General features: G+C 53.8%; 22 protein-coding genes and 2 pseudogenes. 5 read left to right on the forward strand and 19 right to left on the reverse strand.

What is annotated here, in order from left to right; all coding sequences use genetic code 11:
* Positions 1-29: 29 nt before the first annotated feature.
* The 13 genes from virB10 to IEI95_RS01285 all read right to left on the reverse strand — a co-directional run bounded on the left by virB10 (position 30) and on the right by IEI95_RS01285 (position 13782).
* Positions 30-1154 (reverse strand): type IV secretion system protein VirB10, encoded by a 1125-nt coding sequence (virB10, locus tag IEI95_RS01225; protein WP_060716579.1) that lies wholly within the window; start codon positions 1152-1154, stop codon positions 30-32.
* The gene (gene virB9 / locus IEI95_RS01230; RefSeq protein ID WP_156536507.1) at positions 1151-2032 is read right to left on the reverse strand and encodes a P-type conjugative transfer protein VirB9; all 882 of its coding nucleotides are present in this window, start codon (positions 2030-2032) and stop codon (positions 1151-1153) included. Before virB9 ends, virB10 begins: the two co-directional genes overlap by 4 nt.
* A complete protein-coding gene (locus IEI95_RS01235; protein ID WP_060716577.1) occupies positions 2029-2742 on the reverse strand; it encodes a type IV secretion system protein VirB8 in 714 nt (237 codons plus the stop codon). Before IEI95_RS01235 ends, virB9 begins: the two co-directional genes overlap by 4 nt.
* Positions 2729-2896 (reverse strand): type IV secretion system lipoprotein VirB7, encoded by a 168-nt coding sequence (locus IEI95_RS01240; RefSeq protein WP_081088913.1) that lies wholly within the window; start codon positions 2894-2896, stop codon positions 2729-2731. Before IEI95_RS01240 ends, IEI95_RS01235 begins: the two co-directional genes overlap by 14 nt.
* 27 nt (positions 2897-2923) lie before the next feature.
* Complete coding sequence (locus tag IEI95_RS01245) at positions 2924-3811, reverse strand: type IV secretion system protein (protein WP_060716576.1); 888 nt, start codon at positions 3809-3811, stop codon at positions 2924-2926.
* Between the two features lie 74 nt (positions 3812-3885).
* A complete protein-coding gene (gene virB5 / locus IEI95_RS01250; RefSeq protein ID WP_060716607.1) occupies positions 3886-4554 on the reverse strand; it encodes a pilin minor subunit VirB5 in 669 nt (222 codons plus the stop codon).
* Positions 4555-4570: 16 nt separating this feature from the next.
* Positions 4571-6940: a type IV secretion/conjugal transfer ATPase VirB4 gene (gene virB4, locus IEI95_RS01255; protein ID WP_060716575.1), complete on the reverse strand. Its 2370-nt coding sequence runs from the start codon at positions 6938-6940 to the stop codon at positions 4571-4573.
* On the reverse strand, positions 6940-7266 hold the full coding sequence (locus IEI95_RS01260) for a type IV secretion system protein VirB3 (RefSeq protein WP_060716574.1): 327 nt from the start codon (positions 7264-7266) through the stop codon (positions 6940-6942). Before IEI95_RS01260 ends, virB4 begins: the two co-directional genes overlap by 1 nt.
* Positions 7263-7628 carry a pilin major subunit VirB2 gene (gene virB2 / locus IEI95_RS01265; RefSeq protein WP_060716573.1) on the reverse strand — a complete coding sequence of 122 codons (366 nt, stop codon included), beginning with the start codon at positions 7626-7628 and terminating at the stop codon, positions 7263-7265. The genes IEI95_RS01260 and virB2 overlap by 4 nt, the downstream gene beginning before the upstream one ends.
* A 24-nt stretch (positions 7629-7652) precedes the next feature.
* Positions 7653-8360 carry a type IV secretion system lytic transglycosylase VirB1 gene (locus tag IEI95_RS01270; RefSeq protein ID WP_060716572.1) on the reverse strand — a complete coding sequence of 236 codons (708 nt, stop codon included), beginning with the start codon at positions 8358-8360 and terminating at the stop codon, positions 7653-7655.
* A 603-nt stretch (positions 8361-8963) separates the two neighbouring features.
* On the reverse strand, positions 8964-11474 hold the full coding sequence (locus IEI95_RS01275; RefSeq protein ID WP_060716571.1) for a two-component system VirA-like sensor kinase: 2511 nt from the start codon (positions 11472-11474) through the stop codon (positions 8964-8966).
* A gap of 239 nt (positions 11475-11713) precedes the next feature.
* Positions 11714-12970 carry a cytochrome P450 gene (locus IEI95_RS01280; protein ID WP_060716570.1) on the reverse strand — a complete coding sequence of 419 codons (1257 nt, stop codon included), beginning with the start codon at positions 12968-12970 and terminating at the stop codon, positions 11714-11716.
* Positions 12967-13782, reverse strand: a complete 816-nt coding sequence (locus IEI95_RS01285; RefSeq protein WP_158544235.1) for an aminotransferase class I/II-fold pyridoxal phosphate-dependent enzyme — start codon at positions 13780-13782, stop codon at positions 12967-12969. Before IEI95_RS01285 ends, IEI95_RS01280 begins: the two co-directional genes overlap by 4 nt.
* Positions 13783-14277: 495 nt before the next feature.
* On the opposite strand from IEI95_RS01285, the gene IEI95_RS01290 reads away from it, so the two are divergent.
* The 3 genes and pseudogenes from IEI95_RS01290 to IEI95_RS01300 all read left to right on the forward strand — a co-directional run.
* Positions 14278-16176, forward strand: a complete 1899-nt coding sequence (locus IEI95_RS01290) for a potassium transporter Kup (protein WP_060716569.1) — start codon at positions 14278-14280, stop codon at positions 16174-16176.
* A 418-nt stretch (positions 16177-16594) separates the two neighbouring features.
* Positions 16595-17335, forward strand: a complete 741-nt coding sequence (locus tag IEI95_RS01295) for an AcvB/VirJ family lysyl-phosphatidylglycerol hydrolase (protein ID WP_081088911.1) — start codon at positions 16595-16597, stop codon at positions 17333-17335.
* Between the two features lie 432 nt (positions 17336-17767).
* A pseudogene (locus IEI95_RS01300) lies at positions 17768-18088 on the forward strand (transcriptional regulator TraR); the annotation flags it as partial.
* Positions 18089-18223: 135 nt separating this feature from the next.
* On the opposite strand, the pseudogene IEI95_RS01305 reads toward IEI95_RS01300, so the two are convergent.
* The 5 genes and pseudogenes from IEI95_RS01305 to IEI95_RS01325 all read right to left on the reverse strand — a co-directional run.
* Positions 18224-18373 (reverse strand): annotated as a pseudogene (locus IEI95_RS01305) (IS66 family transposase); the annotation flags it as partial.
* A 433-nt stretch (positions 18374-18806) separates the two neighbouring features.
* Positions 18807-19298, reverse strand: coding sequence for a tRNA (N6-threonylcarbamoyladenosine(37)-N6)-methyltransferase TrmO (gene tsaA / locus IEI95_RS01310; RefSeq protein ID WP_081088910.1), 492 nt, complete (start codon positions 19296-19298; stop codon positions 18807-18809).
* 399 nt (positions 19299-19697) lie between these two features.
* Positions 19698-20330 carry an HAD family hydrolase gene (locus IEI95_RS01315; RefSeq protein WP_060716566.1) on the reverse strand — a complete coding sequence of 211 codons (633 nt, stop codon included), beginning with the start codon at positions 20328-20330 and terminating at the stop codon, positions 19698-19700.
* Positions 20331-22146: 1816 nt separating this feature from the next.
* Positions 22147-22755 carry a hypothetical protein gene (locus IEI95_RS01320; RefSeq protein ID WP_060716565.1) on the reverse strand — a complete coding sequence of 203 codons (609 nt, stop codon included), beginning with the start codon at positions 22753-22755 and terminating at the stop codon, positions 22147-22149.
* 843 nt (positions 22756-23598) lie between these two features.
* The gene (locus IEI95_RS01325; RefSeq protein ID WP_060716563.1) at positions 23599-23907 is read right to left on the reverse strand and encodes a transcriptional repressor TraM; all 309 of its coding nucleotides are present in this window, start codon (positions 23905-23907) and stop codon (positions 23599-23601) included.
* Between the two features lie 558 nt (positions 23908-24465).
* Between IEI95_RS01325 and IEI95_RS01330 the strand changes: the two genes are divergently transcribed.
* The gene (locus IEI95_RS01330) at positions 24466-24720 is read left to right on the forward strand and encodes a type II TA system antitoxin, ParD family (protein WP_060716562.1); all 255 of its coding nucleotides are present in this window, start codon (positions 24466-24468) and stop codon (positions 24718-24720) included.
* Entirely contained in the window at positions 24717-25040 is a 324-nt protein-coding gene (locus IEI95_RS01335) for a type II toxin-antitoxin system RelE/ParE family toxin (RefSeq protein WP_060716561.1), read from the forward strand. The genes IEI95_RS01330 and IEI95_RS01335 overlap by 4 nt, the downstream gene beginning before the upstream one ends.
* 14 nt (positions 25041-25054) lie before the next feature.
* On the opposite strand, the gene IEI95_RS01340 is transcribed toward IEI95_RS01335, so the two are convergent.
* A complete protein-coding gene (locus IEI95_RS01340) occupies positions 25055-25687 on the reverse strand; it encodes a TraH family protein (protein ID WP_156538652.1) in 633 nt (210 codons plus the stop codon).
* Positions 25688-25695: the final 8 nt, after the last annotated feature.

The following is a 25695-nucleotide window of genomic DNA, read 5'->3' on the forward strand; positions in this document are numbered from 1 at the left end:
GCATCTCCGATGCTTTGGCTATCTGAGAATTAACGCCGATGCCAACTCTTCGCCAATCCACCAGTTATGTGAAGCTGGTAGATGTCTGAGAAATCCAGGTCCCGTGCTACGAAGATGGAGACGGTATCACCCTGATTCTTCTTCAAGGTTGGGGGAATGTTTATGGTCGCCCTCAGGGCTGTGTCGGCCGCTTGTTCACCGTTATTTTGAAAACTGTTGAAGCTGGTCCCGCCATCCGAGCTGCCAGCGTAATGACTTGCCGCTTGCACGGCGCCCTGGACGACGCTCAGGAGCATAGCCCCACCGAAACGCTTCCAGAAGTGGTTGTCGACCGTGCCTGGCAGTCCGGATCGGCCAAGTTCGTCAGCACCTGGAGAAAAAAGAGAAACGACGGCGTGAGCCGGCGTCTCGGCGCGATTCCAGAGAACAAAAACACGGGCATCTCCCTGTTGCAGCCCATGCTGGATTTCGCCCACCACGGTCGTGCCGCGATCCAGGAGCACAACATTGCCGGTTGCTCCGCGTATGTCCCCGGGCAGCACACATTTTACATAGCCTGCCAGGTTTGTATCAATGGCTGTTTGCAGTATGCAGGGAATGATCGTCCCTTGCGTAACAGTGAAATCGGGGTGCGGCAAAAGCGCAGCACGGCTGGGTTCCAACACGGTGGGGTTCATGCGGATTGAAAGATCGTTTTCAGCAGACGCCTCAGACTCCGGTAATGAGCTGGATTTCCTATTATCCTCCCCGTCGCTGTGAATATCGGCGTTCCGCGTAGGTTTGTCACTCTGATCACTTCCGCTATAGGCAAAGATTGGTGTTTCTTCCGGCCGCACTTCGTTGTGTTCTCGCTGATGTTGATCGGGCGGAGAGGTTGCCTCAGTGGTTGGCTGGGAAGCCGTAGGGTTTGAGGGGATGTCAATCGGCGCCGGCCGAAAAGGCTTGGTGTTGGCGTCGATCATTGTGTCTGGGGGAGAGGGCTCGGTCTTTTTCTTTGGACGCGCACCAAGCCAAATCAGACCCAACGACAGTACGAGAACCAGACCGGCAACAACAAGCTTCTGCGATCCCGAAAGACGTCGGCGATGAGGATCGGAGACCAGAGATGCCGATGCATCTATAGCTGCTCCAGGTTGAGAGTTGACTTCATTCATCGCCTCGCCCCCTTCAGCACGCGCATTACATCGGGTCTGACCGTACCAGTCCCAGTCTTTCGTCCGATGGCGTCATATGCTTTATTCCAGATGCACAGCACGGTATGACCGTCCCGCAGACGCCACTCCCGGGCGACCGAGGCGACCTCCACGTAGTCTCCTTTAACTGAGTAGTTGGCAGTGGCTTCCTTCCCATCTGGATTGACGACGTAGATCGAAGGTACACGCACGTTTCCGGGAAAGCGGAATGTCGTGGTAGATCCGTTGTCGAAGACCTCGAGCGGCCCCAGCGAACGGTTTCCTTGGGCAACATAGTTCCAATTTTTTGCACCCGGGACGCCGGTTGCTGTCGGCTGATCCAACAAGTCCTGTGCTCGATGCTGGTATTGTGTTTGCGCTCTTAGCCTGCCCGCCAGCTCTCTCTGTTCTGTCTCTTTTCGGCGAGCAGCGGCAGCATCGGCGGGATAAGTGAATTGCACGCTGTAGTAGAGATCGGGCGTCTCTTTATCGAGACGAGACATCGTCTTTGTCGTGAGGCTGAAAACATAGCGCCGCATTCCTGCGTCGCTTGCAGTCAGAACTATGACGGGCTGTGGCTGGAGGACCTTGCTTGCCTTGAAGAACAGATAATTGCCGCGGGGCAGAGCCGCGAGGTCCTTGCTGTTGGAAACGGCGACGGCTGTCACGGTCTCGTTGGCACCGAATGTTACGACCACGGTGGCCCCAACAGCGGTTGAAAGGTGCACAACCTGATCAGGGTTGTAGGCGAGATAGCGCATTCGTGGATCTTGGGTGCCGGCCGCTGGCGTGTCTTCCGCCTTCGCCCCGCTCGTAACAAAAAGCACACAGGCCAGTGCCAAAAACAGAAGCTTGGTCATTGCTGGCTCCGCGTCGCGTTCGAAACCGTATCTTCCGAGGTTTGATAGGAGGTGACAATTAAACCGCCCGGATTGGTCAGCCTCAGTCGGCTTGGCAAGTTCGTCAGTTTCTCATAGCGGACTGTTGCGGTCCAGGTGGTTACTATGGGAGTCTGCCCGTCTATGAGGAGGGCGCGTTTGTAACGGATCTGCTGCACACCCGGCATGATCTCATTTGAGCCGATATGGTCGACTTCCAGCTTTCCGCGCTTGCCGATTATGGTTTGGGGCGAGCTTGGATTGGGATAGTTGAAGAATTGCTGATAATCTTGGCGCACAGTTGGAGCACTGAAGTCCGAGACCAGATCATAGGCATATTGGGCTGTATCCGCCGTATAGCCTTCGCGCAGACGGACATACTCCCACAAAGATGCATTAATAACTGCTTGCTCCTGCGTTGCAGGCAAGCGCGAAATAGACACTTCACTGTCAATCGTACCGTCAGGGCGTACCCACAGATAGACTGGCACAAGTTTGTTCAGTGGGACCATCGTGGCGATAGCGAAAGCCTGCGCCACATTTCCCACGACCGCGACAATTGCCATAGCGCCCAAGGCTCTGGAAATTCGCCGAGCTGATTTGGCACGCGCAGATTGAAACGCTTGTACTTGCTTATAGTGGTCCGCCAATGCTTCCCGCTCTACCAGCAGGGCATGTTCAGGGTCCTTCATTTGCTCCTCCCGCGTTTCCAGGCTGAAGGTCCGGCTGAGCAGGCTGCCATCGCCCGACGTTCAGCGGGAATATGGGCCCCTTGGGGCTCGCCAACTGGTCATGTGATTGACAAGACGCCAGGCCGAGGATCAGAAAGAGCAGACAATATCTCATAGGATTCCTCCATTCATGGGGCTTAAGCTAACGGCGGACTACCCGGGCGAAATGGCGATTTAGGCTACCTGCAGCTTGCGTCGCACCGCTCCAGTAGCTACCTCCAATATTTCCAGCGATTGCCGGAAGTGCGACGATCAGAGCATCTCCCGTCAGGAAGAACATATCGATCTCGTAAAGGCCGATTATCTTGGCGGCGGTCGTGCCGGCAGAAGTGACCACTCCCAACATTACTGCGAGCGCGGTCGCTTCCGTCAGAATCACAATAGTCGCCACTATGTTCAGTAGAAGAAGAAGTATCCCGTAGGTGACAAGTTGGCCGATCCATTTCGCTGCCATATCTCTGGTGCGATCGAAGAGATAGCCCACCAGGAACAATGGGCCGATCGCCAGCAGCACCTTGGTGAGAATTCCGACTGCATCGTAAATTCCAAACGCCGTCCAAAGCGTTCCGTAGAAGATCCATTGTGCGCCTTGAAAGGCGAGGATATCTTGGTCGTTCATCGGCCCGATCTCAGAAGCAATCTTCTGGAAGGCTACCTGTGTTAGCGAGAACATCGTGTCGAGTTGGGCGGGGATGGTCTCCAAAGGAAGACCACTGACACTGAACCGCCGAATGAAGTTTGGAATCGTATCCTCGAAAACCGAGGCGATGTAATCATGATAGTCTGCTTGCCCAACGACAAGGGCACCGACGATCGATACCATGATAACCCGAGTAATGCCGCTGCGTGCCTCCATCTCTCCACGCATTACAAGGATGCCCTGGACTATGATCCACAGTGTCACGCAAGCCACGAGAGGTGCGCTCACTGCCCGTTGAATATCCCCAAGCAAAGTGTCCAGTCCGACTGTAAAGGCGAGATCGAAAATCGTGTGTATCGCCGTGAAAGGCGCTGGAATGCTAAAATTCATTTGCCCTTACCTGGATTCAGCCTTAGATTTCTGTAGGAAAGGTCGGCTCTGCTTCTGGACGAGGAGCAAGGGGCTCAATGAAGCGAAGCCGCGCCAAACATGAGCGCAGTTGCCTGGTGTTCCTTTCGTTGGGCCACCGCCTCTTCAGCTTCGTGCAGGCCCGCCTGTGCTGTGGTCATCGTCAACAGGCTGGTTGCCTGAATGTTTTGGATAATTGCATCGTGGATCTGTTTGAGAAGCAACCCGTTGGTGACAGTTGCCTGCATAATGTTGCGTGAACGGGAGAGCTGGGTCGCTGTCTCAGAATTTGCCGTAAGGCGCTTGTCCATTGCATCCAAATTATCAGCAGCGACACCGGCAGCATTTGCAGCGCCCGCAATCTGTTCGCGCAGGAGACTTCCTTCAGCGTCGTTACCCACGACTGCCCGGTCGGCATCCAAGGTGATCGCACGCGCCGTTGTCGAAGCGGGCATCTGGGGCGAAAACATTTCCCTGTCGAGTTGATTGGGAGAAGGATATTGGTTCTTCTGATCGAGCGCGGACAACAGGCCGGTGACGCCAAACGACGATGTCAACATTGTCACCATCGTGATCAACTGTTCGAGGTTCGCCGCGGTATTGATGGCCGTTGTCAGCGTTTCGGCCTCCGTCGGAGGATCACTGACAACAAACTGTGCTCTGGCGGTCCCCGACAGAAGCAGGCATATGAATAGTGCGTTTATTGCAAGCTTCGTGGTTTTCATGACTTCGATCTCCAGATCAATCCTGTGCTTCATGGTAGCGCGTCATGAATTTTTCGAGCCAGGCAGAGGGATCCCCTCCATAGGTCTCGCGCAACTGTTCCGCCAAACGCACCGTATTGGCCCGCCCGGACAGCACAGCAACGTATTCGGGCATGTCGCGAAGATCAAATTCGCAAACGACACTTCCGCTCTCGCGCTTAAGCAGGAACTTGCGACTGCCGACTGCCATGTCCTCGCGGATAGCTTGAAATTCTCGCTCTGTGCACTTCAACCCGTCTATATAGGCGGACCGGTCGGCCGTGGGTGATGGATAGAAGATCTTTGTCATGCACTGTGCGACGAGGCTGGCGCCCAACGGGGAATCAAGCACGTGCTCAGGTTGCTGTGTCGCGAGAATTAGCATTCCGTTATTCTTACGAACAGTCAGCAGGAACTTGTCGACGACTGCTGCGAATTTCGAGTTCAGCAGGTAGGCGCGAAACTCGTCGCAGCTCATAACGAACCGCCGGCCATCAACCATGGCGCCTATTCGATGCAAAAGGTATGCCGCGGCTGGCGCGCATACCTCCTCATATTCAAGGAGGTGAGTCATATCGAAGCCCGTAATCGAAGGATCTAGCTTCACTTCATCAGACTCGCCGTCAAACGCCCAGCCAAGCGCATTCCCCCGGCACCACCGCTGCAATCTGGCTCCTGCACCTTCAGACGGCCCGTGCAACAAGAATTCTCGTAGGCCCACAAGCGACCGCATGTTCGGCTCAAACGATAACTGCCGTTGGATACCGCGCTCTAACCGGCGATTTTCTTCCGGTGAAATTCCGCCCCTGCCGTCGCTCTCAATCAGCGCCACGATCCACTCGCGGAGGAAATCGCGCGCCGATGCTGTATTCTCCAGGCCGCGCAAAGGTGCAAGGCCGCTTGGCACACCTCTAGGCAGCGTGAGATAAGTCCCTCCGGTAGCGCGCACCAGCAGTTCACCGCCACGATCCTTATCGAAGAAGACGAGCGTGCCACTGCGATTGGCTATGCTCTGCTCGAGCATCGCCAGGATAAAGGTCATAAGTGTCGTTTTTCCTCGACCGATAGGCCCGAATATTGCCGTCATGCCAACGTCGTTCTCATGCGGAATATAGTCGAAGGGAGTCCCGCCGTTCGTCCGGAAGCGTGCAACGGCACCACCCCAATGGCCTGAAGTCCTCCCGCCTGGGAAATTTTCGAAGGAGACCAGTCCTGCGAAGTTGCGCGAGGTGATAGCCCCAGGACGCGTACGCCATCTGCTGTTTCCTGGAAGCTGAGACCAGTACGCAGCCTCTATTCCAATGCTCTCCTGGACAATAACCGCTCCTACATCCGCCAGGCTTGTTCGGGCGCTCGCCCCATGGTCAGCAAGAGTATGGAGATGGTCGGCATAGACGCAAAGACTGAGATGATGCGAACCCATCACGAATTCGCTACTTGCCAATGAGTCCTCTGCTTGCGCGAGTTCGCCAATCTGGGTGACTGCTTTGTCACCGGAGCTGGTCATTTGGTTTGACTTAAGACTGAGCTTGGCGTGAGCCTGCGCGCGAGTGAGAAAAGAGAAACTCTGGCTCAAAACCAGCGGAAAATTTGAGGACAGTAGCGTGTTGAGCATACCAGGCCGCGTCTTCGCGGGATATTCACGGAATGAGAAAATTGATCCGACGTAGTGATCTTTCGGCGTTCGAATCTCTAAGGCACGTTTGCCGCAAATGACTCGATCAGTATAGATGGAGGCGCCAAGCGAACCGCTAACGACGGGGACCGCTGAAAAGCGACAAGTCATTATCAGCCGGAGGGCCTCACCAATCTCCGTGAAAAGCACCTCGTTTTTTTCTCGGATACCAAGGCGGCGGAGACCATAGGCATCAAGCGCGCCAGCGACAACATTCCAAAGGTCCTCCAGATGCCGGATCTGATGTGCAAGATCGCCAGCGTTCTTCCCATACAGCCTGGTGAACCTACTTCCCACTTTGCCGAGAGCAGTGCGAGGATATACCATGAGTGTGAGAAAGTAGTCGTTCCGAAAAAGCTTGCCGGCGAGAACACGTTGCTCGAACGTTTCGCTTAGGTTCGAAGCGAAGCCGCTTCGAAAATGCCTTGGGGGCGGTGCCTGCACATCGTTATGACGGACAAGATGGGCATACACCGAGACGTTGTCGTCGGCGATATTGCGAAAGAGCGTGTTGAAGGCACGGCAGCGCGCATTTCGGACTTCAACCTCCTCCAGTTCGAAGGGCACACCACTGATATGTGCCATGGTCAAGATGGAGCCGTCCTCCAAAAGGACGACATGGTCGCTGAGGTGTCCAATGTAAGGCAGGTAGATTTCACCAGATCGCTCGGTCGCTCCATTTGTTCCGAACATCACGCCATTCCTCTTCCTCGCGGCGGCACTCTGATTGGGTTGGGACTGACACTCGCCCCGCCCCACGTATGGCTGTCAACACTTCTCCCCGCCGTCTGGAGAAACAGAAAGACCACACTTGCGGCGTTGTAGTCGCGCTCTACGACGAGCCGGGCTCCAAGCCACAGCGGCAAGAGAACGATTTCGTAGAGCGGATTCTGGACAATAACGATAAGAAAGCCAGCCAACATCATGAACAATCCAGCCAGCGTAAGCGGCACGCCAAAGAACAATGCAGGTCTCGTCGCCGCTAAATAGAGTGTGGCTTCTTCGAGACGGTCCTTCATCCGCCGCCCCCGGTGAGCGTTTGGCCGAGAAAGCTGGCTCCAAACATAATAACGATCCCGCCGACGACGCCAGCTACGAGACCAAGAGAAGCTCGACCGAACATCCATGATATGCCGATGGCTACGATGCCAAGAACTGCGAGCGATTGACCAAACGGACCAAGAATAAAGGTGCAGATATTGTTGACCATGGTGGCGGGATCGGTTCCGCCCGCCGCTTGTGCAGCGGCTGGCTCAGAGAAAAGCAAACTCCAGCCGATCGCGCCGCTGAGGCTCGGCAGGTAAGTAACCGCCAGGCGCACAACCAACTCCCTGAGGCAACGCAACGTCGAACGCACGCGGTATTTTTCAAAGCATGCCATGAGGGTACATCTCCATTACTCAATTCAAAAAACTTGATCGTCTTCCGGAGTTCTGTGTTCATTCGGCTCCTGCGGCTCTGGCGAACCAGATGAACCGCCTGCCCCACCTGCTGAGCGGGTGTTGTCGTAAGAACGCCAGACATTCCACGGTTCTTCTGGGCTCTGCTCATCATGATCTTGATTTTTCGCCGACTGAGCCAGTGGAGGCACGAGTTGCTGAGCCGCCAACTCGACCCTTCGCACATATCCGTTCGTGAAGCCGCGCTTGAGATTGCCGGTATTGTACGCCGAGATTGCTCGCCGAAGCGCGAGCTGTTCTTCTTGCGCCGTGTTCCCGCCCGTAAAGTGCCGTACAAGCAGTCGCGCCGCGGCTGATAGAGACGCACAGGGCTCAAATGCATTGCTAGACGTCAAACCCAGCATCGCGAAATTGCTCGAGTTCACCTGCATAAGGCCGACATCGATTGAATGCCCTGCTACGAGACGATCTTCCACACTTCGCCTGGCATCCGCCTGATCAGTCCAGTGAAGAGTTTCATCGGTAGTATTGTCATGAAGCACGAGTGGATCGGATCGGCTTTCGACTTTGGCAATCGCTGCAAGCGTAGATGGAGCAACCGAAGGGGCGCATTCGCGAGCAAGCTGACTGAAATCGGCCGGAGAGAGCGGCGCGGCCTCGCTTGGCTGGACCATTAGAAAAATGATCCCGAAAGATCCTGCCGCCTTCAGCATTCTATATCTCCTACGTCTCGCACTGATCTTCGCTGCAGTCTCAAGATGACGTGACCGCTAACGATCGCGACTATGGGAAGGATCTGTTACTCTTGGGTTTTAATGTTTTCGTTATTGATTTCATTTGAAGCAAATGACGTCGTTGATGGATGCTTGTTTGGTTGGCCGAGCTGAGTACGAGCCAATTTCACCTAAAAGAGACGGTCGGGCGGATTGTTTGCGTGGGGCAGGTATTGCTGTCGAATCGTGCCTTCTTTGGTTCCGCTGCGGAGAAGCACATTTCTCTTTGTTTTGAGTTTTAACCGACGTTGACCGAGAAACGTCACAAATCTCGCGGGGCTGTCACGGCGGTGCAGTCAAAACAGATCATATAAATGCGCATACGGGATCATTCGAGTAATCACGACCAGCAGATTGATCGAGTCGGCCTATTCAACAATGCTGTCCCCTGAGTGTCTCAGCAACGCCATTGGAGGCATCTCGCTGCCGTAGCGCAGGAGATCTCGGGTCATCCGGAATCCCACCCAGTTCGTGCGTCATTGAAAGCTTTATTGCGTTGCATCTCTACCCGAATTATGCCGACCCCATCCTTAATCTGTCCATTTATTCCGTTCTGATATTCGCGCGAACCACATAGGCGAGAGCCTTGGATGACACCGGTTTTTGCAAAAAGTGGTTAGATGCCTCGCCGTCCGCCGAAATTGAAACGTTTTTTTGATGCTGCCCGATCATGATGATCGGCACTTTTTCTAGTGTCGCGACCCAGGAGCCTACACGTTCTCCATCGAGAAACGATGAATGATCAATCAGAACAATATCTGCCTCTTTGCCTGCCAAAACCCAGTCAGTCAGCCCTTTGAACGTGTTAAAGCCGACTGGCTCATAACCGAGCGCCGCGATCGTTTCCTCATACCTTTCAAGCGTCACCGGATCGGGTTCAACCACAGCGACAATCTCTCCGCTACCGAGCGGTATTTTTTCAGGTCCAAAAAAACTCTCTGAATTCACTGGCTTCTTCGCCGAAGTTGGCAGATAAATGTCGAAGCGCGTACCTCTGCCAACAGTTGAGATCACATCGACAAAACCCGCCATTGCGCTGACGTGGCCGTGCACGGTGGAGAGCCCCAGCCCAGTGCCGCCGCATTGCGCGCGCGTGGTAAAAAAAGGCTCAAAAATATGTGGCAATGCGGCTTCGCCTATGCCTCCACCGTTATCCTCAACTGAAAGAAGGATGTAATCGCCAGCGGGTATCGTGCCGTTCGCAAGTACCTTATGCTTCCATACAAACGATCTATAGACGCTGACCTCGATACGCCCGGAGCCTATACAAGCCTCTGCGGCGTTCTTACACAGGTTCATCAGTATCTGCTCAATTTCGAGCGGATTTCCTTCGACAATCATCTGAGCGCTTTGAATATTGAAATCGACCTCCACCTCTGAAGGCAGCGCAACACGTAACGAAGGTGCAATCTCCCTCACCAACGCCGACAGGTTGAACGGCCTTGCTGTCCGTTCACGTCGCCGGCTAAGCGCAAGAATCTGATCAATAATCAGTCTCGCTCGATTGCTTTCAGCATTGATGCGATCGATGTAGTGTCGAGCGTAAGTGCGGCGGTGTAGAATGTTTTGTGCCATTTCGGCGTAGCCGAGAATTACCCCAAGAATGTTGTTGAATTCGTGCGCTATGCCTCCTGCAAGTGTCCCAACGGCTTCAAGCCGTTCCGCATGTTTCAAACGACGCTCAAGAATGTCTCGCTGGGTTTGCTTGCACCGAATGACCACATAATGGCTGACACAGCCAGCGGCAAGTTCCATAAGTTGAACTTCACTTGACGCTGGCTGCACGGGGTCTCGATCGAACCTAAGGCCGAAAACAGCAACTAGTCGATCGGACACCTTGAACGCAACCAACGCCCACCGGCCAGGGGCGTCTTCATTAAAGCAACTTGCCTTTCGGGCAGGATAGTCTCGAAAGATCGATCCGTGCTCGTCGGCCTGGACCAGAGAAACAATTTTCCGGATCCGCCGCTCGTTCCAGCTCGGCGGAGGCGCGCTTGCGGAAAACGTCTCGGCAATTTCGTTTTCAGTAACGTTCACTAACCCTAGCACACACTGGTTAGCTTCAAAAAAATTCTCAATAGTTCCCAGTGCGGCTTCCGCTGAGGATTTCAGTGACTGCTTTGTTTCTGTAGAATCTTCGAAGCAAACCCCAATTTTCTTGATAACTTCTTCAAAATCCAGGCGTCTCGCCAACCTGTCGGTTCGTCGACGCAATTTGTGAACCAGAATTACTATCCCAAAGCAGAAGAATACTGAAACAGCACCGAGAAACGTTCGTACCCGTTGCTCAACCACTCTGGCCAAGCTGTCAGCTTCCAGGTATGCCCGCTGCAACTTCTTCGTATTCTCGAACGTTCCAGAGGCCTGAACCAGCTTTACAGTTTCATTCAACCTCGGCAGTACGCCTAGGATAACCCTTCCATTACGGACGACCTCCTGAATAGCGACCTTATCCGCGTTCGTCGACATCTGAAGCTGGTCTAGACTTTGAGTGATCTGTAGTGCGAGCTCGGTGTTTGGTCGAAACGAAAACTGCAGCATTAAATAGCCCAGCTCAGGCACCTTCGCTGCGTTCAAATCTCGGCTATCCGAGGTTCTCAGAAGCGAGCTTATTGACTGATTAAAGGTCGCCAATGAATCCTCGAACACCACATTTTGCGCCCCGAACGATGCAACCGCCGCGTCGGTCGTGTTTATCGAGGACTTCAGTCGCGCAAGCAGTTCGGAGAGTTCCCCTACATCTTCAAGACGCGCCTTCTTAAAAAGCTGCTGTAGATTTGCGATGCTCGAGCGCACTCGCCCCAGAGGAACGATAAGAGGACGGTAATTCCGAAGAAGGCCGGCGTGAGCACGCAACACGTTCCGCTGGAGCAGCGCACAATCGACGTCGATTGACTGCAACTCAGTTAGAATCGCTTCACTGCTTTTTTCATTTTTCCAGGGTCCAATGGCCAGAACCGCAAAAGATATAGCCGCAACTACCAATGCTAAAACGTACCAGGAATTGATAGCGAGCAGAACCTTCCGGGAAGGTAACAAACGATCCCAAGTCATTTAGTTACCTCTCTTTGCAACAGCCGACCCGATTATGCGGATGTCGAGGGATTAGCGTCACCCGATGATCTCACCCCGGAATTACTTATCATTCTTACATCCGTGATACGAATTGCCGCACGGAAGAAAATTCCAGCCAAACAAGCAGAAACCAAGCTGTCCATGCGAGACTATAGGCGGCGGCGCTTAGATGCTGTCTTCCTCACCTCCACGACGATCGGCGCCACGAGGCCCCGGTTTCAATTCTCCCCCCTGATGCAAACTCTCATTTCCGCAATTCGACGCACCCCTCCATGACCATGTAACGTCGGCCACGCCCCTTCGATAGAGAGAGCGGGAGCATGTCTGAGTATTGTTGCAAGTCCCTCCTGCAACTCTAAACGAGCCAGCGCTTCGCCAAGACATCGATGTGCACCCGCACCAAAAACCATATGCCAGCGCATCTGCTTGCGGTGGATATCAAAAAGTTCAGGGTGTAGGTAGTGTTTCTCGTCTCGTAGCGCAGACATCGTGCAAAGCGCGAGAAGACTACCTTTTGGTAGCAGGAACCCATTAAGGTCAATATCTGCGAGTGCGATCCTTGGGTAAGATCCGACTGGTGGCTCGAAACGCAATCCCTCCTCGACGGCAGCGGGCACAAGAGTCTCATCCTTCAATAGGGCTTCCCATGCCTGTCGGTGTCGCAAAAGCAAGCCGATCAATGCAGTAATGCCGGTTTTGGTTGTGTCACTTCCAGCCAAGATAATCAGCATCAGTTGCACGACCCCTTCATCGGATGAGAGATCTTCTGCTTCTCGCGTGGCATTTATGAACGATGAAAGGAAATCATCGCGCGGATCGTTTCGACGATCATCAATCACCGCCTGCACATAGTTTTTAAACTCTGCTGCTGAAGCCTCCATGTCTGAAAAATCTGCGTCTCGCCATGAAGGGCTCAGGCAGCGGGAAACCCGATAGACAAGCTGTGTAAAATAAGGAACGTCGCCTGGCGGAAGACCTAGCACGCTTGCTATAGCAGCGGCTGGGAGCTTAGAAGCATATTCTTCGACGAAGTTGAAGGAACCAACCTCTTTCAAATCTTGAAAAAGGATCTCGGTCAGTTGCCTTATTTTCGGACGCAGGTTTTCAATCATGCGAAATGCGAAAGTCCGGGTAAAAGGAGAGCGACGCCTGCTGTGGGTTTTATCATTTGAGAAAAGCATGCTGAAGCGAACGAAGTCGAAAACTGCTCCTTCTTTGACGCCACGATTGAGCATCAACTCCGTCTCTATCTGACGGGTGCGCGGATCGCTGCTCAAGCCAAATACATCGTCAGCCCTCAAAACAAGATATACGCCGTCCTGCCTACGAAGGAAGGGGCGCTTTGGCCGCCACTCGGTGAAAATAGCGTGGCCACAGCGATCCAAGTCTGAGACACTAACATTGTCCGGGTCGAGGAAGGCAGCTCTGATTGATCCGGCTTCTTCCGACGCTTCTTGAGGGACTTCGACACTCATAGCAACCTCCAGATGATATAGTCTTTGGCAAAATTCGAGCAGAAGCGCTGGATGCGGCGACAGGCCTGCTCGAGAGGATCTTTAGTCGCAGAAGCCTTGGAGGCGCCGTTCATCGTCAGCGTGGAGTTGTAAAGCTTGGGCTCGTCTTCGACGGGCGTGATGAACTTGAAGTCGCCATAGGTTAGTGCTCGTACATGTCGTCGGTCAGAATCCAAACATGCCGGATGCCTGACGAGCACTTGGGTCAGTGCCTTCATCTCGTCATGAGCATAGGCGGCACCCGTCGTGTTGGAAGGCAAGTGAAAGATGAACCACTTGGTCTTCGGCGTGATCGCCTTTTCGAGATCGGCGGCTTGGATCTTGAAGTTGTTCTCGTGCGTGACCGAAACGAAAGCCAGCGTACCGGCGCAAAGCGTCACCATCTTCGGATAGGAAACCCAGTAAGACGCCGAGATGGCGACTTCCTCGCCGAGGTTCGGCGTCGCCATGAAGGCGTCGAACAGGAAGTGGTTGCCGCCGGTGACAACAATCACCTGCCTCCAGGAATATTCGAAGCCGTGCTCGCGCTTGAACTTGGCGGCGATCGCCTTGCGCAGCCCAGGACTGCTGGAAACCGGTGTATACTTCGTCTCGCCGAGGTTGATCGCGTCGATGGCTGCCTTTTTGATGTTGTCGGCTGTATCTAAATCTGGCCCGCCGATCTTAAGGCGGACGAAGTCCCTATGCTCAACTTTAAGCTCACGAAATCTCTGCGACATGACGTTGGTGGCAGAAGGCTTTACGCTGGAGAGAGCATCGGCTCGTACGAACATGGCGGTCAATCCAAGCATTTCAAAAGGAAGCCTTCAGCCGTCTTCTATCTTAAACGTACTGCGGACTTCAATTGACTGGTGGTCGCTTGTTACAAACGAAACCAAATTTCGCTCCCTCGGCAAAATGCATGATCTTTGTCGATCGAAGGCGTATTGGCTGGCGGGTCGAGCGTGCTGCTTTGTCTTCGATCAAGATTGTCAAATAAGGAATATCTGGCTATTGCCGAGAATCTGCCGCTTTAGGATTCCGAAGAGCCCCCTCAAGTCAGCAATTCGGCCGACACATCTGCTACTTCTTATGCATTACAGATGAAGTTCGATTCAACTTTCCTTGTATTTTGACTTTGTGAGATAAGGCCTCAACGAACGCTCGCATCAGCGAGGAAAACAGCGCCGCGTCAATGATCGCCCGCCTCTACGAACGCCTTTTTTGCGTTAGGCGATCTAAACAATGTGGGAAAAAGAGGCTGGCTCTAAGGAGCCTGTTGCAACTTCATGTCCGAAGAGAGCCATCTGAACGAACGCCACATGACGCCGCGAAAGCGGTTCTGTCTTGCGCTGGGTTCTGTCGGTGTCGTCTACGGCGATATCGGCACCAGCCCGCTCTATGCCTTTCGCGAAGCGCTGAAGCCGGTGGTCCATGACGGCGCCACCCGTTTCGAGATCATCAGCCTGATCTCGCTGATGATTTGGGCGCTGACGATCATCGTCACCATCAAATATGTGCTCTTCCTGCTGCGCGCGGACAACGACGGCGAGGGCGGCACGCTGTCGCTACTTGCCCTGCTGATGAAGACCGCCAACGGCCATACCGCCATCCTGATGCTGCTCGGCCTGATCGGTGCCTCCCTCTTCCTCGGGGATGCGATGATCACCCCGGCTCTATCCGTGTTGTCGGCCGTCGAGGGTCTGAAGCTCGTCGCACCCCGCCTCGCGGGCTATATCGTGCCGATCTCGGTGGTGATCCTGGCGCTGCTCTTCGTCGTGCAATCACGTGGCACCGGCGCCGTCGCGAAGTTCTTCGGCCCGATCACCGCCATCTGGTTCCTCGTCACGGCCGCTGCCGGCATTTCTCATATCTCGGACGACTACGGCATTCTGGCCGCCTTCAATCCCTATTATGCCGTCAGCTTCCTGCTGCATGAGGGCTTCGATGGCGTCGTCGTGCTCGGCGCCGTGTTCCTGACGGTGACGGGCGCGGAAGCGCTCTATGCCGATCTTGGCCATTTCGGCCGTCGTCCGATTCAGTGGGCCTGGTTCCTGCTGGTTTTCCCGTCGCTGACGCTGAATTATCTCGGGCAGGGCGCGCTCGTTCTCGGCAATCCGGGGACGATGTCCGACCCCTTCTATCTGATGTATCCGAAATGGGCGCTGCTGCCTGTCGTCATCCTGGCGACCGCCGCGACGATCATCGCCAGCCAGGCTGTCATCACCGGCGCCTTCTCGATGGTGCGCCAGGGCATCAACCTCGGCTTCCTGCCGCGCATGGAAATCCTGTTCACCTCGGAAACCAATGCCGGGCAGATCTTCGTGCCTTCGGTCAATGCCGTGCTGTTCATCGGCGTCATCTTCCTGGTTCTGAGTTTCAAGACATCGGACGCACTGGCGACCGCCTACGGCATCTCCGTCACCGGCGCCATGGTCGTCACCTCGATCATGGCCTTCGAATTCGTCCGCGCCCGCTGGAACTGGTCGCTCCCGGTTGCGGTGATCGCGCTCGTGCCACTGGTAGTGCTCGAAATGATCTTCCTCGGCGCCAACCTTTTGAAGATCCACGACGGCGGCTATATCCCGATCATGATCGCCACCGCCTTTACCGTCGTCATGTGGACCTGGCGTCGCGGCACGGCGATCCTGATGGAAAAGACCCGCCACGCCGATATTCCGCTTGCCTCCTTCCTTAGCTCGATCGAGCGCAAGGGTGAACATTCGCCGGCCCAGGTTACGGGCACCGCGATCTTCCTGACCGGCGATCCGGAGTCCGCCCCCGCCGCCTTGCTGCACAATCTCAAGCACAACCACGTGCTTCACGACCGCAACGTCATCCTGACGATCCGCACGATCAGCAAACCGCGTGTACCGAGCCACGCCCGTTACAAGATAGAACAGATTTCCGAGCGTTTCTCTCGCGTCGAACTGCTCTTCGGCTTCATGGAACCGCATAATGTGTCTCAAGCCCTGGCGACGTTGCGCAAGGCCGGATTGAAGTTCGACATCATGTCGACCTCCTTCTATCTCGGTCGCCGTAAGCTCCTGCCGGATGCCAAGTCGGGTATGCCCTACTGGCAGGACCGACTTTACATCGTACTTGCAAATGCTGCCGCAATGCCGTCAGATTATTTCAGCCTGCCAGCCAACCGCGTGGTCGAACTGGGATCGCAAGTCATTGTTTGAGATCTGCCCCAGTTATGCCGATGTGGACGCCAAGGAGAGTTGAGTATTTTTCGGCGTCCGCCCGCATGGCTTTTGAGGTGGGGCAAAGGCCAGAGGCGCGATGAGGACTTTGGAGCAGACATGCTTCGGAAGCAATTCGGCGTTCTGGCGGAGAGCCCGCGCCAAAACATTGATATAGACGGAAATTTTCATTCGTCCCCAGCCAGCCAGAGGCTTCACCTTGTTGATCACCAAAGATTTGGCAGTGGCGCCGTCCTTTGATGAGCCACCTGGCCGCGAGTTTAATCCATCGCTGGTAAGATTATCTGCCTCTGTTTCATCTGTAACAACTCACAACACAGCCGACATCAACTTGAAACAGCAGTTGGAAATTATCCATATCCGACACGCAGGTTAACAACTGACGCAGGGTCTCGACATGGTAATAAAGTTGTTATTGGTATTCGCGTTAACACTTATTCCCGGAGTAAATTCCGCATACGCAAACCAACGCGTCAACCATGTCATGTGGTCGAATAGAGGCGCAAATCGACTAGGGATTCCTCTTCGCGTGTTTAGCGCCAATCCAACCAAGAACACGGTCGCGATCTTTTACTCTGGCGATGCTGGATGGCAGAATATCGACGAAGAGATTGCTAACTATCTGCAGACGGAAGGGATTCCCGTCGTTGGCGTCAATTCACTCCGTTATTTTTGGTCCGAACGGTCTCCAAGCGGAACTGCGGCAGATCTTGGACATTTAATTGATGTCTACACCAAGCTTTTCGGCGTGCAGAATGTTTTACTTGTAGGATATTCCTTCGGCGCTGACGTCATGCCAGCAAGCTTCAATCGGCTTACCCACGAGCAAAGAATGCAGGTTAAGCAAATCTCCCTCCTGGCATTGTCACATCAGGTCGACTATGTCGTTTCACTCAGGGGCTGGCTTCAACTCGAAACCGAAGGTAAAGGCGGCAATCCTCTGAATGACCTCACATCGATTGACCCAACAATCGTCCAATGCATGTACGGGCGCGATGACCGCAATAATGCTTGCCCATCGCTCCGGCAGACCGGCGCCGAAGTTATTGGCTTTAGTGGCGGGCATCATTTTGATAATGATTTCAATGGATTGTCTAAGCGCATCGTCTCAGGCCTCGTGACACGCCTAAGACATTAATAACGTTTAGAGTGCTTAGCTTCGCCCTTATTTAATGGTTTTTCCAATTCGGCAGTATTTTGATTCACTCATGGCGGGAGAAATTGGCATGAATGATTTGTTTTGTTGACCCCTTCACACTTCAGCCAGATCCAGCTGTTTTTGCCGATTGCTCGCGGCGTCGAGCGCGTGGATGGTCTGAGGGTGAGAGGTTGCATGGGCACGTTCACATCGCCCCTCCCCCCAACAGAAATTTGAGCGGTTCCGAACGCCGCTCGATGTTCATTTGATGAAGGAGATCATCGCTCCAGGGAGCAGTCGAGGTCGCCACCGCGAAATGTGCAGAAGCGAGCTTTTCTGCTCATGGGTGTCCGCGCCGACGGAGGCAGCGCTGGTCATGCCATGGTGCGGGACCTACGCCATGAGTCCGCATCTGGCCGAGCGGTCGCGGGCATACTGGCATCGGAGAAGCCCGCGATCGATCTCGATCGTGAGATCGATGCAGTTGCAGTAGCGGCGACCATTGGACAGATCCATGCCCGTATTTCATCCCTTCGCACCACGCCCAGTGCGGAAGGTGCCGTATGGCTCGATCCGAAGGATAGCGACCTATCTGAGATGGATTGCCTTGGGCAAGACGATGGAAGAAATCGCTGACGTGGAAGGCGCCAAATACAACAGCGTCCGCGTCAAGCTTCGCGAAACCATGAAGCGCTTCGACGTCTGCCCAACGCCCATCTTACCGCGCTGGCAATCCGACGAAAACTCATTTGAGGGTTAAAGCAAATCCGGCAGTTAACGCATCAATCGTGCTGTGACGGGGCGAACCCAATACGCGTAGGTTGTCCAGTTACTTCTCGACAAGGTGCGTCCGCGGGACGTCACATAGAAGGAGGGGCCGTGGCCGCACTCGCGCGGCAGATGTTCAGAAAATGGTTTGCGTGATGGGCGTTTGCGCTCGAACGCTTTGAGGGCTGAGGATTTGGCTGCACTTTCAGCCGCAAGTTCGTCTTCATTCGGGTCTGCCGCGAGTTGCAGTTCCATCTGCTCAAGGGGCCGTAGAGTTCACGGCGAACGTTGTCGATCCCCAGCATCCCCTTAACCGCCTAACAGCACGGTTCCGATCGAAAACGAACAATTTGAGCACACTTTGGAAGGAAACGCCGCTCCGGTACTTTCAGCAAAACGTTTATATCGCATGAATTGCTCAGTGGGCTCTTAAGTCCAGTCTTAACAGCTCAAACTCACGGGATAAATGGAATGTCGCGACTACTCGCCTCGGAGAAATCCTGGAGCCCATGCCGCAAGTTCATCAATTCGATTGAACGCGTTTGCAGCAGCAGCCACTTCTGCAATGATGGTGGAATTGGCAAAAGGTGTGCTTCCGTCGCTGCGCTGCTCGTCCGAAACCTCGCGAAAACCTAGTTCACCGTAAATGCCTATCTCGACCCGCGGCTTTCTCTGCGGAACGAAGGGTGGTGCATCATGCCAGTCAGGCGGCCGGAACCGAGGGACTTTTCCTCACTGGGGCTAGCGGCTTTGATAACGAGCGATCCGGTTTGATATCCAACAGCGGTGTTTCATCCAGGCAGTCAAGGCCACGTACGGCAATCGAGTTTCCAGATACTCGTTCCACCTTCACGATCGACGTTCCGATCGGATTGGGCCTCACAGGTGATCGCAGAGAGAAAGCGCCGTGAATCTCTCCATCGTCAGCGGGACTTAGTAGGACAATATCGCGCGGTGACTCGTGCAGCCAATAAAGAACTTCAAGCTTCGCATACACCTCGACACCCTTCAGCGCCAAGGCCCAAGGTTCCGAAATCTCAAGCGTGCATAGTGGCCCCGATTCACTGCCCTGCCGAGGAGTGTCAGCTCGACTTTTCCAGGGGGTCCGGATCTTTCCAACAAAGAAAAGCGATGCGTCACCGTCTTCGGGTAGCGCGACCGCAACTTCATTTGTTCGCAATCTGGTTGAGTGCATAACAGCTCCTGCCAAGTTTAGTGAGCCAACAGATTTCGCTTCGCTCCCAAATCTTGTAAGAGGTGAGTTAACCGGTCATTTCAGGTTCGCCGTATTTCATTTCAATTGTAATATGCTTCTGCCGACGCAGGCTGCGCGGCTTTGCGGTACTCAAACCGCCCCGCTCACCAATGATGACCCCAGATAATCCCGTCTAGCGCAATCGAACGGATGCCGTGACTGCCGTTCCAAGGCGATCACTCCGTTGGCTTAAAAGATGCGCGGTACCGCCGATGAGGGGGACGTTGAACGACTGCTGGCAAATCTGACGACATCTGCTTTCAGCCCGAAGCCCCGACATGTGAAGTAATTTCAATGTAAATATAACAGCATTAGCACTGCAAGAGTTGTTCTTCTTCTCTATAGAGGTTTCAAGTCTATTAAATCCTCAATATCTTCGAGAATGTGAGTGGGATTGCTGCAGGCCAAAGCCTCTCTCTTGGCATAACCCCACGTAACTCCCGCGGAGGCAATGTTTTGACTCGTCGCTGCCTCAATATCACGAACCTCATCTCCGACAAGAAGGACTTCATTCCGGGACTTTTTGCACCGGCGAAGTATCTTATTGATCCTTTTGCCCTTCCCAAATACCGGCGAGCTACCCTCTATATAAGCAAAGTATCTCTCCAATGGCCCGAGCACGCGCTGAATATTTTCAATGCTGTTCGAACTTAAGATTGCAAGCTCCACCCCTTGATCTTGGAGGAGAAATAAGACCTTTTCTGTCCTAGGGAACATATCGAACGTTGCTTCGCGAGCCAGTTTACGCAAATCTCTCACGATCAGAGGAACGCGCCATACCGGTACTCTCAGCCATTTCAAAACCTGGCAAACTGAAAGGCCACGCAGATATTCAATCTGAGTGTCGCTGGGCGTTACAAATCGGTGTCGTTCGGACATTTCCCTCAGAGCGCTTATCATCCAGGCGCTGCTGTCGGCCAATGTACCATCAAAATCAAATATTATTAGCCTATAAGCGTCACTTTTAGCCATACATACTTTCCATATTTGTATATACGCACAATTGTCATTATATATATCATGTTAATACGATATCTATATTTAGATAATGCTGTATCAATACAGGTTTACAAAACACATCTCTTCAGTATACCGATTTTGTAACAATATATTCAGGGATATTCGAATTGTCCCTGTTGGCCGCGATCTCGCTTCAGGACTATCATTCCCTGAATGCTGGTTAAACAGAAACTGTGTTTCAGCAGTAACGCCCGCGATCGGTTTGCTGCTGGGGGATACTGGGGAGCGACGTCGTTCGTTATACAACGCTACCGAATTCAATCACATGGCTAAGAAGTATCTGGTGATCCACGCACACCACCTCGTGACGGCGAGCTAAGTTAAAGACAGAATTTGCAGCAGCTCGACCATGAAATCGAGCACGCCATCTTTCGCCCTCCCATGCGAACTCGAGGCGACACGGGAGATCGATACCTTCACGAACGTCTGGAACACCGGCGATCTATGTCGCCTTGCTTTTTGTTTCTGCCGGAACCTGCCACAAAAACTTCAGTGTTTCAGTTGAAACCCGGTTTTTTCCAACATGGATTGCTAGGACAGCTCAATGCACCAATATGCCGTCCCAGAAAGAGGGCCAAGCATTGATGTGTAGATTTCTTGAATCAGCAAAAAACATGTTGATGAGACCGTGGCGCGTGTCGGTTAGACGGGAAAAGCCGTCGAATTCATCTTCGTGCACAATTGTCTATATCTGTGAGTCAGAGCTGCAGGTAAGAGATTGCGTGCAATTATGCATTGATCGGAAAGTCGACTATTTGATAGTCGACGAATTTAGCCACCATCGTTTTGATAGACATTCTGTTGTTGTCCGCAAGTATCGCGAGCTTTGCCTTGAGGTCGAATTTGCTGACTGTCTTGTTATTGTCCGTGACTTTTATGACAATGGAGTTGGCGTCCGAGGCGGCTGATTAGATGCATCTACAGATTGCGTTCGGTACAGCAGAGATCGATCATCATATAGAGCGAAGTCTCCGCCGTCTCAGCTCTTGCGCTGGTACGATGGCCACGAGAACCGGCGGAAGTCAAATATGCCCGTCATCAGGTCCGCCACCGCCAGTGCGCATCTCGCACGGAATGTAGGGCAAAGTCGAACATATATGCGATCGATATAAGCCTCTCATCCTGTTTGATTCGCGCACCGCCGGCCATTTTCATCTCCAACATTACTCCATCATGACGGTGCTTCTCGCATGGAAATACCAGGCGAGCGCTTCAGATTGTTCGGATGGCTGGGATGTTCGGCCAACCTGTTGCTGCTGTCATGGGCACCGGAGACGGCAATGCAGTTCATGCAGGCCTCGTCTTCTACCAAGGCAGCGACAGGGTTAGCGTTGTGTTTTGACCCTCCTCGCCTAATTCGCCTGCGATTACGGACCTGGCAAATCGCCGGCGGGCATGGCGGTGAATTTCCTCTATCTCGTCGCTCCCTGGCAACGCTGTTTGGCTTCGCTTCTCTCAGCGATAGTCCATCCATCTACACCATCCTCGGCGGCGCGATGGCAGTGCTAGGGACAATCATCGTCGCCCATTGGGAAAGATTTCATAACGGGCTCCACAAAATTACACATTGCCTTGGCCACGCCGGAAGAGCGGGCGCCGCATTGTCTGTGGCTCCATCTCCCCGTGATTTACTCAGACGCACGAAAGGTCGCGAGCACCAAGTCGCAAAACCTGGCCCCCATCAGATCAGGCCGCGTGTACCCAACCCGCCAGTCTTAAGAAGAGTGCGAGCAGGTCCTTCTAGGCGCGCGTCGAAGAGCGCATATAGTCATAGACCGCGCGTTCCTCGAGGCCTTTCCACCGACATCAATTCCGCTCGCGCATCGTCGTGGGCCTCTTTGATCGATCTGGCGATAGGCCGAACTTTTGCCATCACCTCGGTAGCGGAGATCTCATTAAACATAATGGGTTCCGCAACATTGAAGACCAAATCAGGAATATTCTCAATTTTACGGTTCAGGTCGTTCCCTGACAAACTCTCTCCTGGTTGGCCGTCGTGATGGGTATACGCTACGCCTAAGACTGGGCGAATTGCGACTTCATTTTGCATTTGCAATAGTTGCGCTTCACTTAGTTGTTCTCCATCCGGCAGTGTTGCTGCCTGCCGCACGGCATGACACAACAGTTTCGCCTGTGGCGCCAGGATCTTAAGGCGTGACGAGAATTTTTCTAAAGGTTCCGTTCGAACCACGTCCCTTGTCGAGCGATGGGATTTGCTAAAATTAGCTATATTCTCCGCGGACTCAACTGGATTGTCAGTCGCTAGACGTTTGGCAACTTCCGTCAGCACAAGGTCTGGCAGATCAAGCAATTCTGTTTTGTGGGGTACCTGTGCATCGTCGTTCCCAGATGCATCATGCAAACTCGAATTTCTCATGATATCGCTCCTTTGTTCATCAAAGGATAATATGCTACTCGGGTGGAGACGATTAAGAATTTTTCTGTTTCATTTGTAGTTTTACGGCACAATTGATCAGCTTCGGCATCATCAAAGCGTTGGTCTGGCCATCTTCCGACGCAGCTAAGAAAAAGATTACTGTTTTTGAATACTGAAGAGAAAAACTTATAAATTTAAGAGCAATCTGCGGTAGTCTGTCCGCTCTCTTTCTCCTGCGGTCAGTACTGAACAAACTGTTTGAAGATTAAGACATCAAGTTGTCGTCAACTGTCGTTTCTGTCATTCGCGCTTAGAGCCTTCAACGTTTAAGCAGACCTCCCCGTCGTCCCAGTCAGCACCGATGACACCTAGCAAAATGCCTTGTTGGTAGCGGCCACCGATAGGCAAACCAGCGAGGAGCGCTGGAAGGGTCGCTGTCAATCGGCCCTTTGATTGCGACTTAGTCAAGTCTGTTCTGTCCGTGCCGGGGTCATGGCCCTTTACTTTTACGAGAGTTCGGATGCCGCCCGTGAGGCAGTTTACCGGTTTAAGCGCGAGGCGGCCGAGTATCCTGAACATGTGTGGAAACCGGTTATCTCGTGAAAATTCAGATCCGCGCAATTTCGCCGAACGTGGCGCTTGTGTTACTAAATGAAGACATCTCGACGCTCATCAAAAGCTTCGAAATCATTGAAATGATCGACGACACAGAATAAGCTTGCTCCCGCCGGGGAGCACAATGGGCAACGCCACCACTAGATCGCGCAGCTTAAGCACGGAAACCAAACTATACAGCCATATCCGCCATCACACGATGATGTCGGCGCCTGACTTTGACCGCTGTCAGTTAACGACGACCTTGGGAATGAAGCCAAGAATACTGATCAGCGTGTTCAGGGCGCTCATCTGCGCATGCATTTCGATGCTCGCTTCAATGTATCGAATATGCTGTGGGCCGCCAGCTTCTTTTCCGGTTTTGTAAGTCTCCGGGAGAGCCTGGAAGAGTTCATCGGCTTTTTCCACCAACTGCCGGTGTGTCCGGATAGCATCGATCGTGATTGCTTCCAGGTCCGCCGGAGGTAGTCCACGCGTCAGCCCGATCAATGGGCGGAGCTCGACCCTATTCGTCACGATTGCATCTTCCAGTTCCATTCCTGACCTAACCCTGGTTAGTCTGCGGTACGCCCCCGCAAACGTTGAACCCTTTGAACCCTTGCCCGGGGGTTAGAATCCGAGATGAATCGGCCCTGCGACCTTTAGCCGGAGCCTGGACATACGTCACAGGCCCCCGGACACAAGGTCAGAGGGTTCCTGGCGCCATTCCGGTCAGCGCCAACCGTTCATCTGCGGATTCTAAGCCGCAACGCAGCACGTACTGCGTGCCCTCTTATAAGAAACATTCCAGAATGACGCCAGTGTCGATCGAAATCACCGCGGTGCAAATCTTCACATCCTGTCCTCGGCCAAAGATATTCAACACCATACAACGCCATCATGGGACAAACTTGTTCCAGCTTTACGACAAGTGGTGGAAATTCCTTCTCATGTGAGGCTGGCATCGCCTGCAGTTTGGCGAAACACACTATGTGGCCGGACCCAGCCGTAATGTACGCACTTTTCCGCTGCATGCGCCTCCCGAGAACAGCCCAATTGGCCAGATGCCAACATTTGTGCTAATGTGGGTTTGTGACAATATCCGGAGCTTGTTGTATGAGCCGACTGACAATCGATATTACCGACCAGCAGCATCAAAATCTGAAGGCCACTGCCGCTTTACAGGGAAAGACGATCAAGCAATATGCGCTGGAACGCCTGTTTCCCGGGGACGCGGATGGTGAAGTGGCATGGCAGCAGTTGAAATCGCTGCTGAGCGATCGCATCGGTGAAAGTCTGGCGGGAAAAGTGTCCACCCGTAGCGTAAGCGAGGTTCTTGACGAGGAACTGGCCAAGGATAGCCGCGGTTGACCACAACCTATGTTCTGGCGAATGGCGCGGAAGCGGACCTGCGCGGAATCATTCGCTACACGCGCAAACAATGGAGCGATGCGCAGGTGCGCCGATACATTACCAGGCTAGAGCAAGGTTTTGCCCGGCTTGCCTCGGGGCAACCACCGTTCAGAGACTTGGGCGAGCTTTATCCGACGCTCCGCATGGTCCATTGCGAGCACCACTACGTCTTCTGCCTGCCGCGCGACAACGAGCCCGCGCTGATTGTCGGCATTTTCCATGAGCGCATGGACCTGATGACGAGGTTGAGCGAAAGGCTGGGGATGACCACCACGTAAAACCAGGGTCAATCCTATGGTTTTCGAGCGCCAATCCCCGACAGATCGATGCGAATGTCGGAAGTGTTTGGATCGGACGGAGCGTCGTCCTGTTTTGCGTTTTCGGAGCCGTCACCGGCCGGAGCCTCATTGGTGGCCGGTTCAGCTCCGTCCTTTTTCACAGGCCCAGGATCGGCGAGTTTCATCTTTCCTGGATCTTCCGCTCGAAACACCGCCGTTCCTTCGAAGTATCCCGTCTGCCAGGCAATGATCGCGTCGTCGAACACTTGCGGTAGGACTTGCCTCTCGGTCGGATTGCCATACCATTTCGTGACAATCCGATAGACCTTGGCGAAGAGTGCCGTGCCCATGCGGATGTTCTCGCAAGCATCGACCAGGTCCGGCTTCATCTGGCCCGCCTCTACGATGCCGAGCCCGGCAGGGTATTGTGTGATCCCGACGCGAACGGTGTTGCGACCGAGGTTGTCTCCGATCAGCGCCAACGCTTCCTCCGCCGTCTTCGGCCTGGGCACCAGTACGAGGCGGTTTCCGGAGCGGACCGTGACTGCGAGCGGGTCCGGTGCCCCTGCCCGCTCGATGAACTGTTCTACGATCGCCGGCTTCAGGCCGGGATCGCTGCATTCTTTGATGAGGGCGGCATCGACCATCGCAAACA

This window comes from Agrobacterium vitis, assembly GCF_014926405.1.
Classification (GTDB): domain Bacteria; phylum Pseudomonadota; class Alphaproteobacteria; order Rhizobiales; family Rhizobiaceae; genus Allorhizobium; species Allorhizobium vitis_H.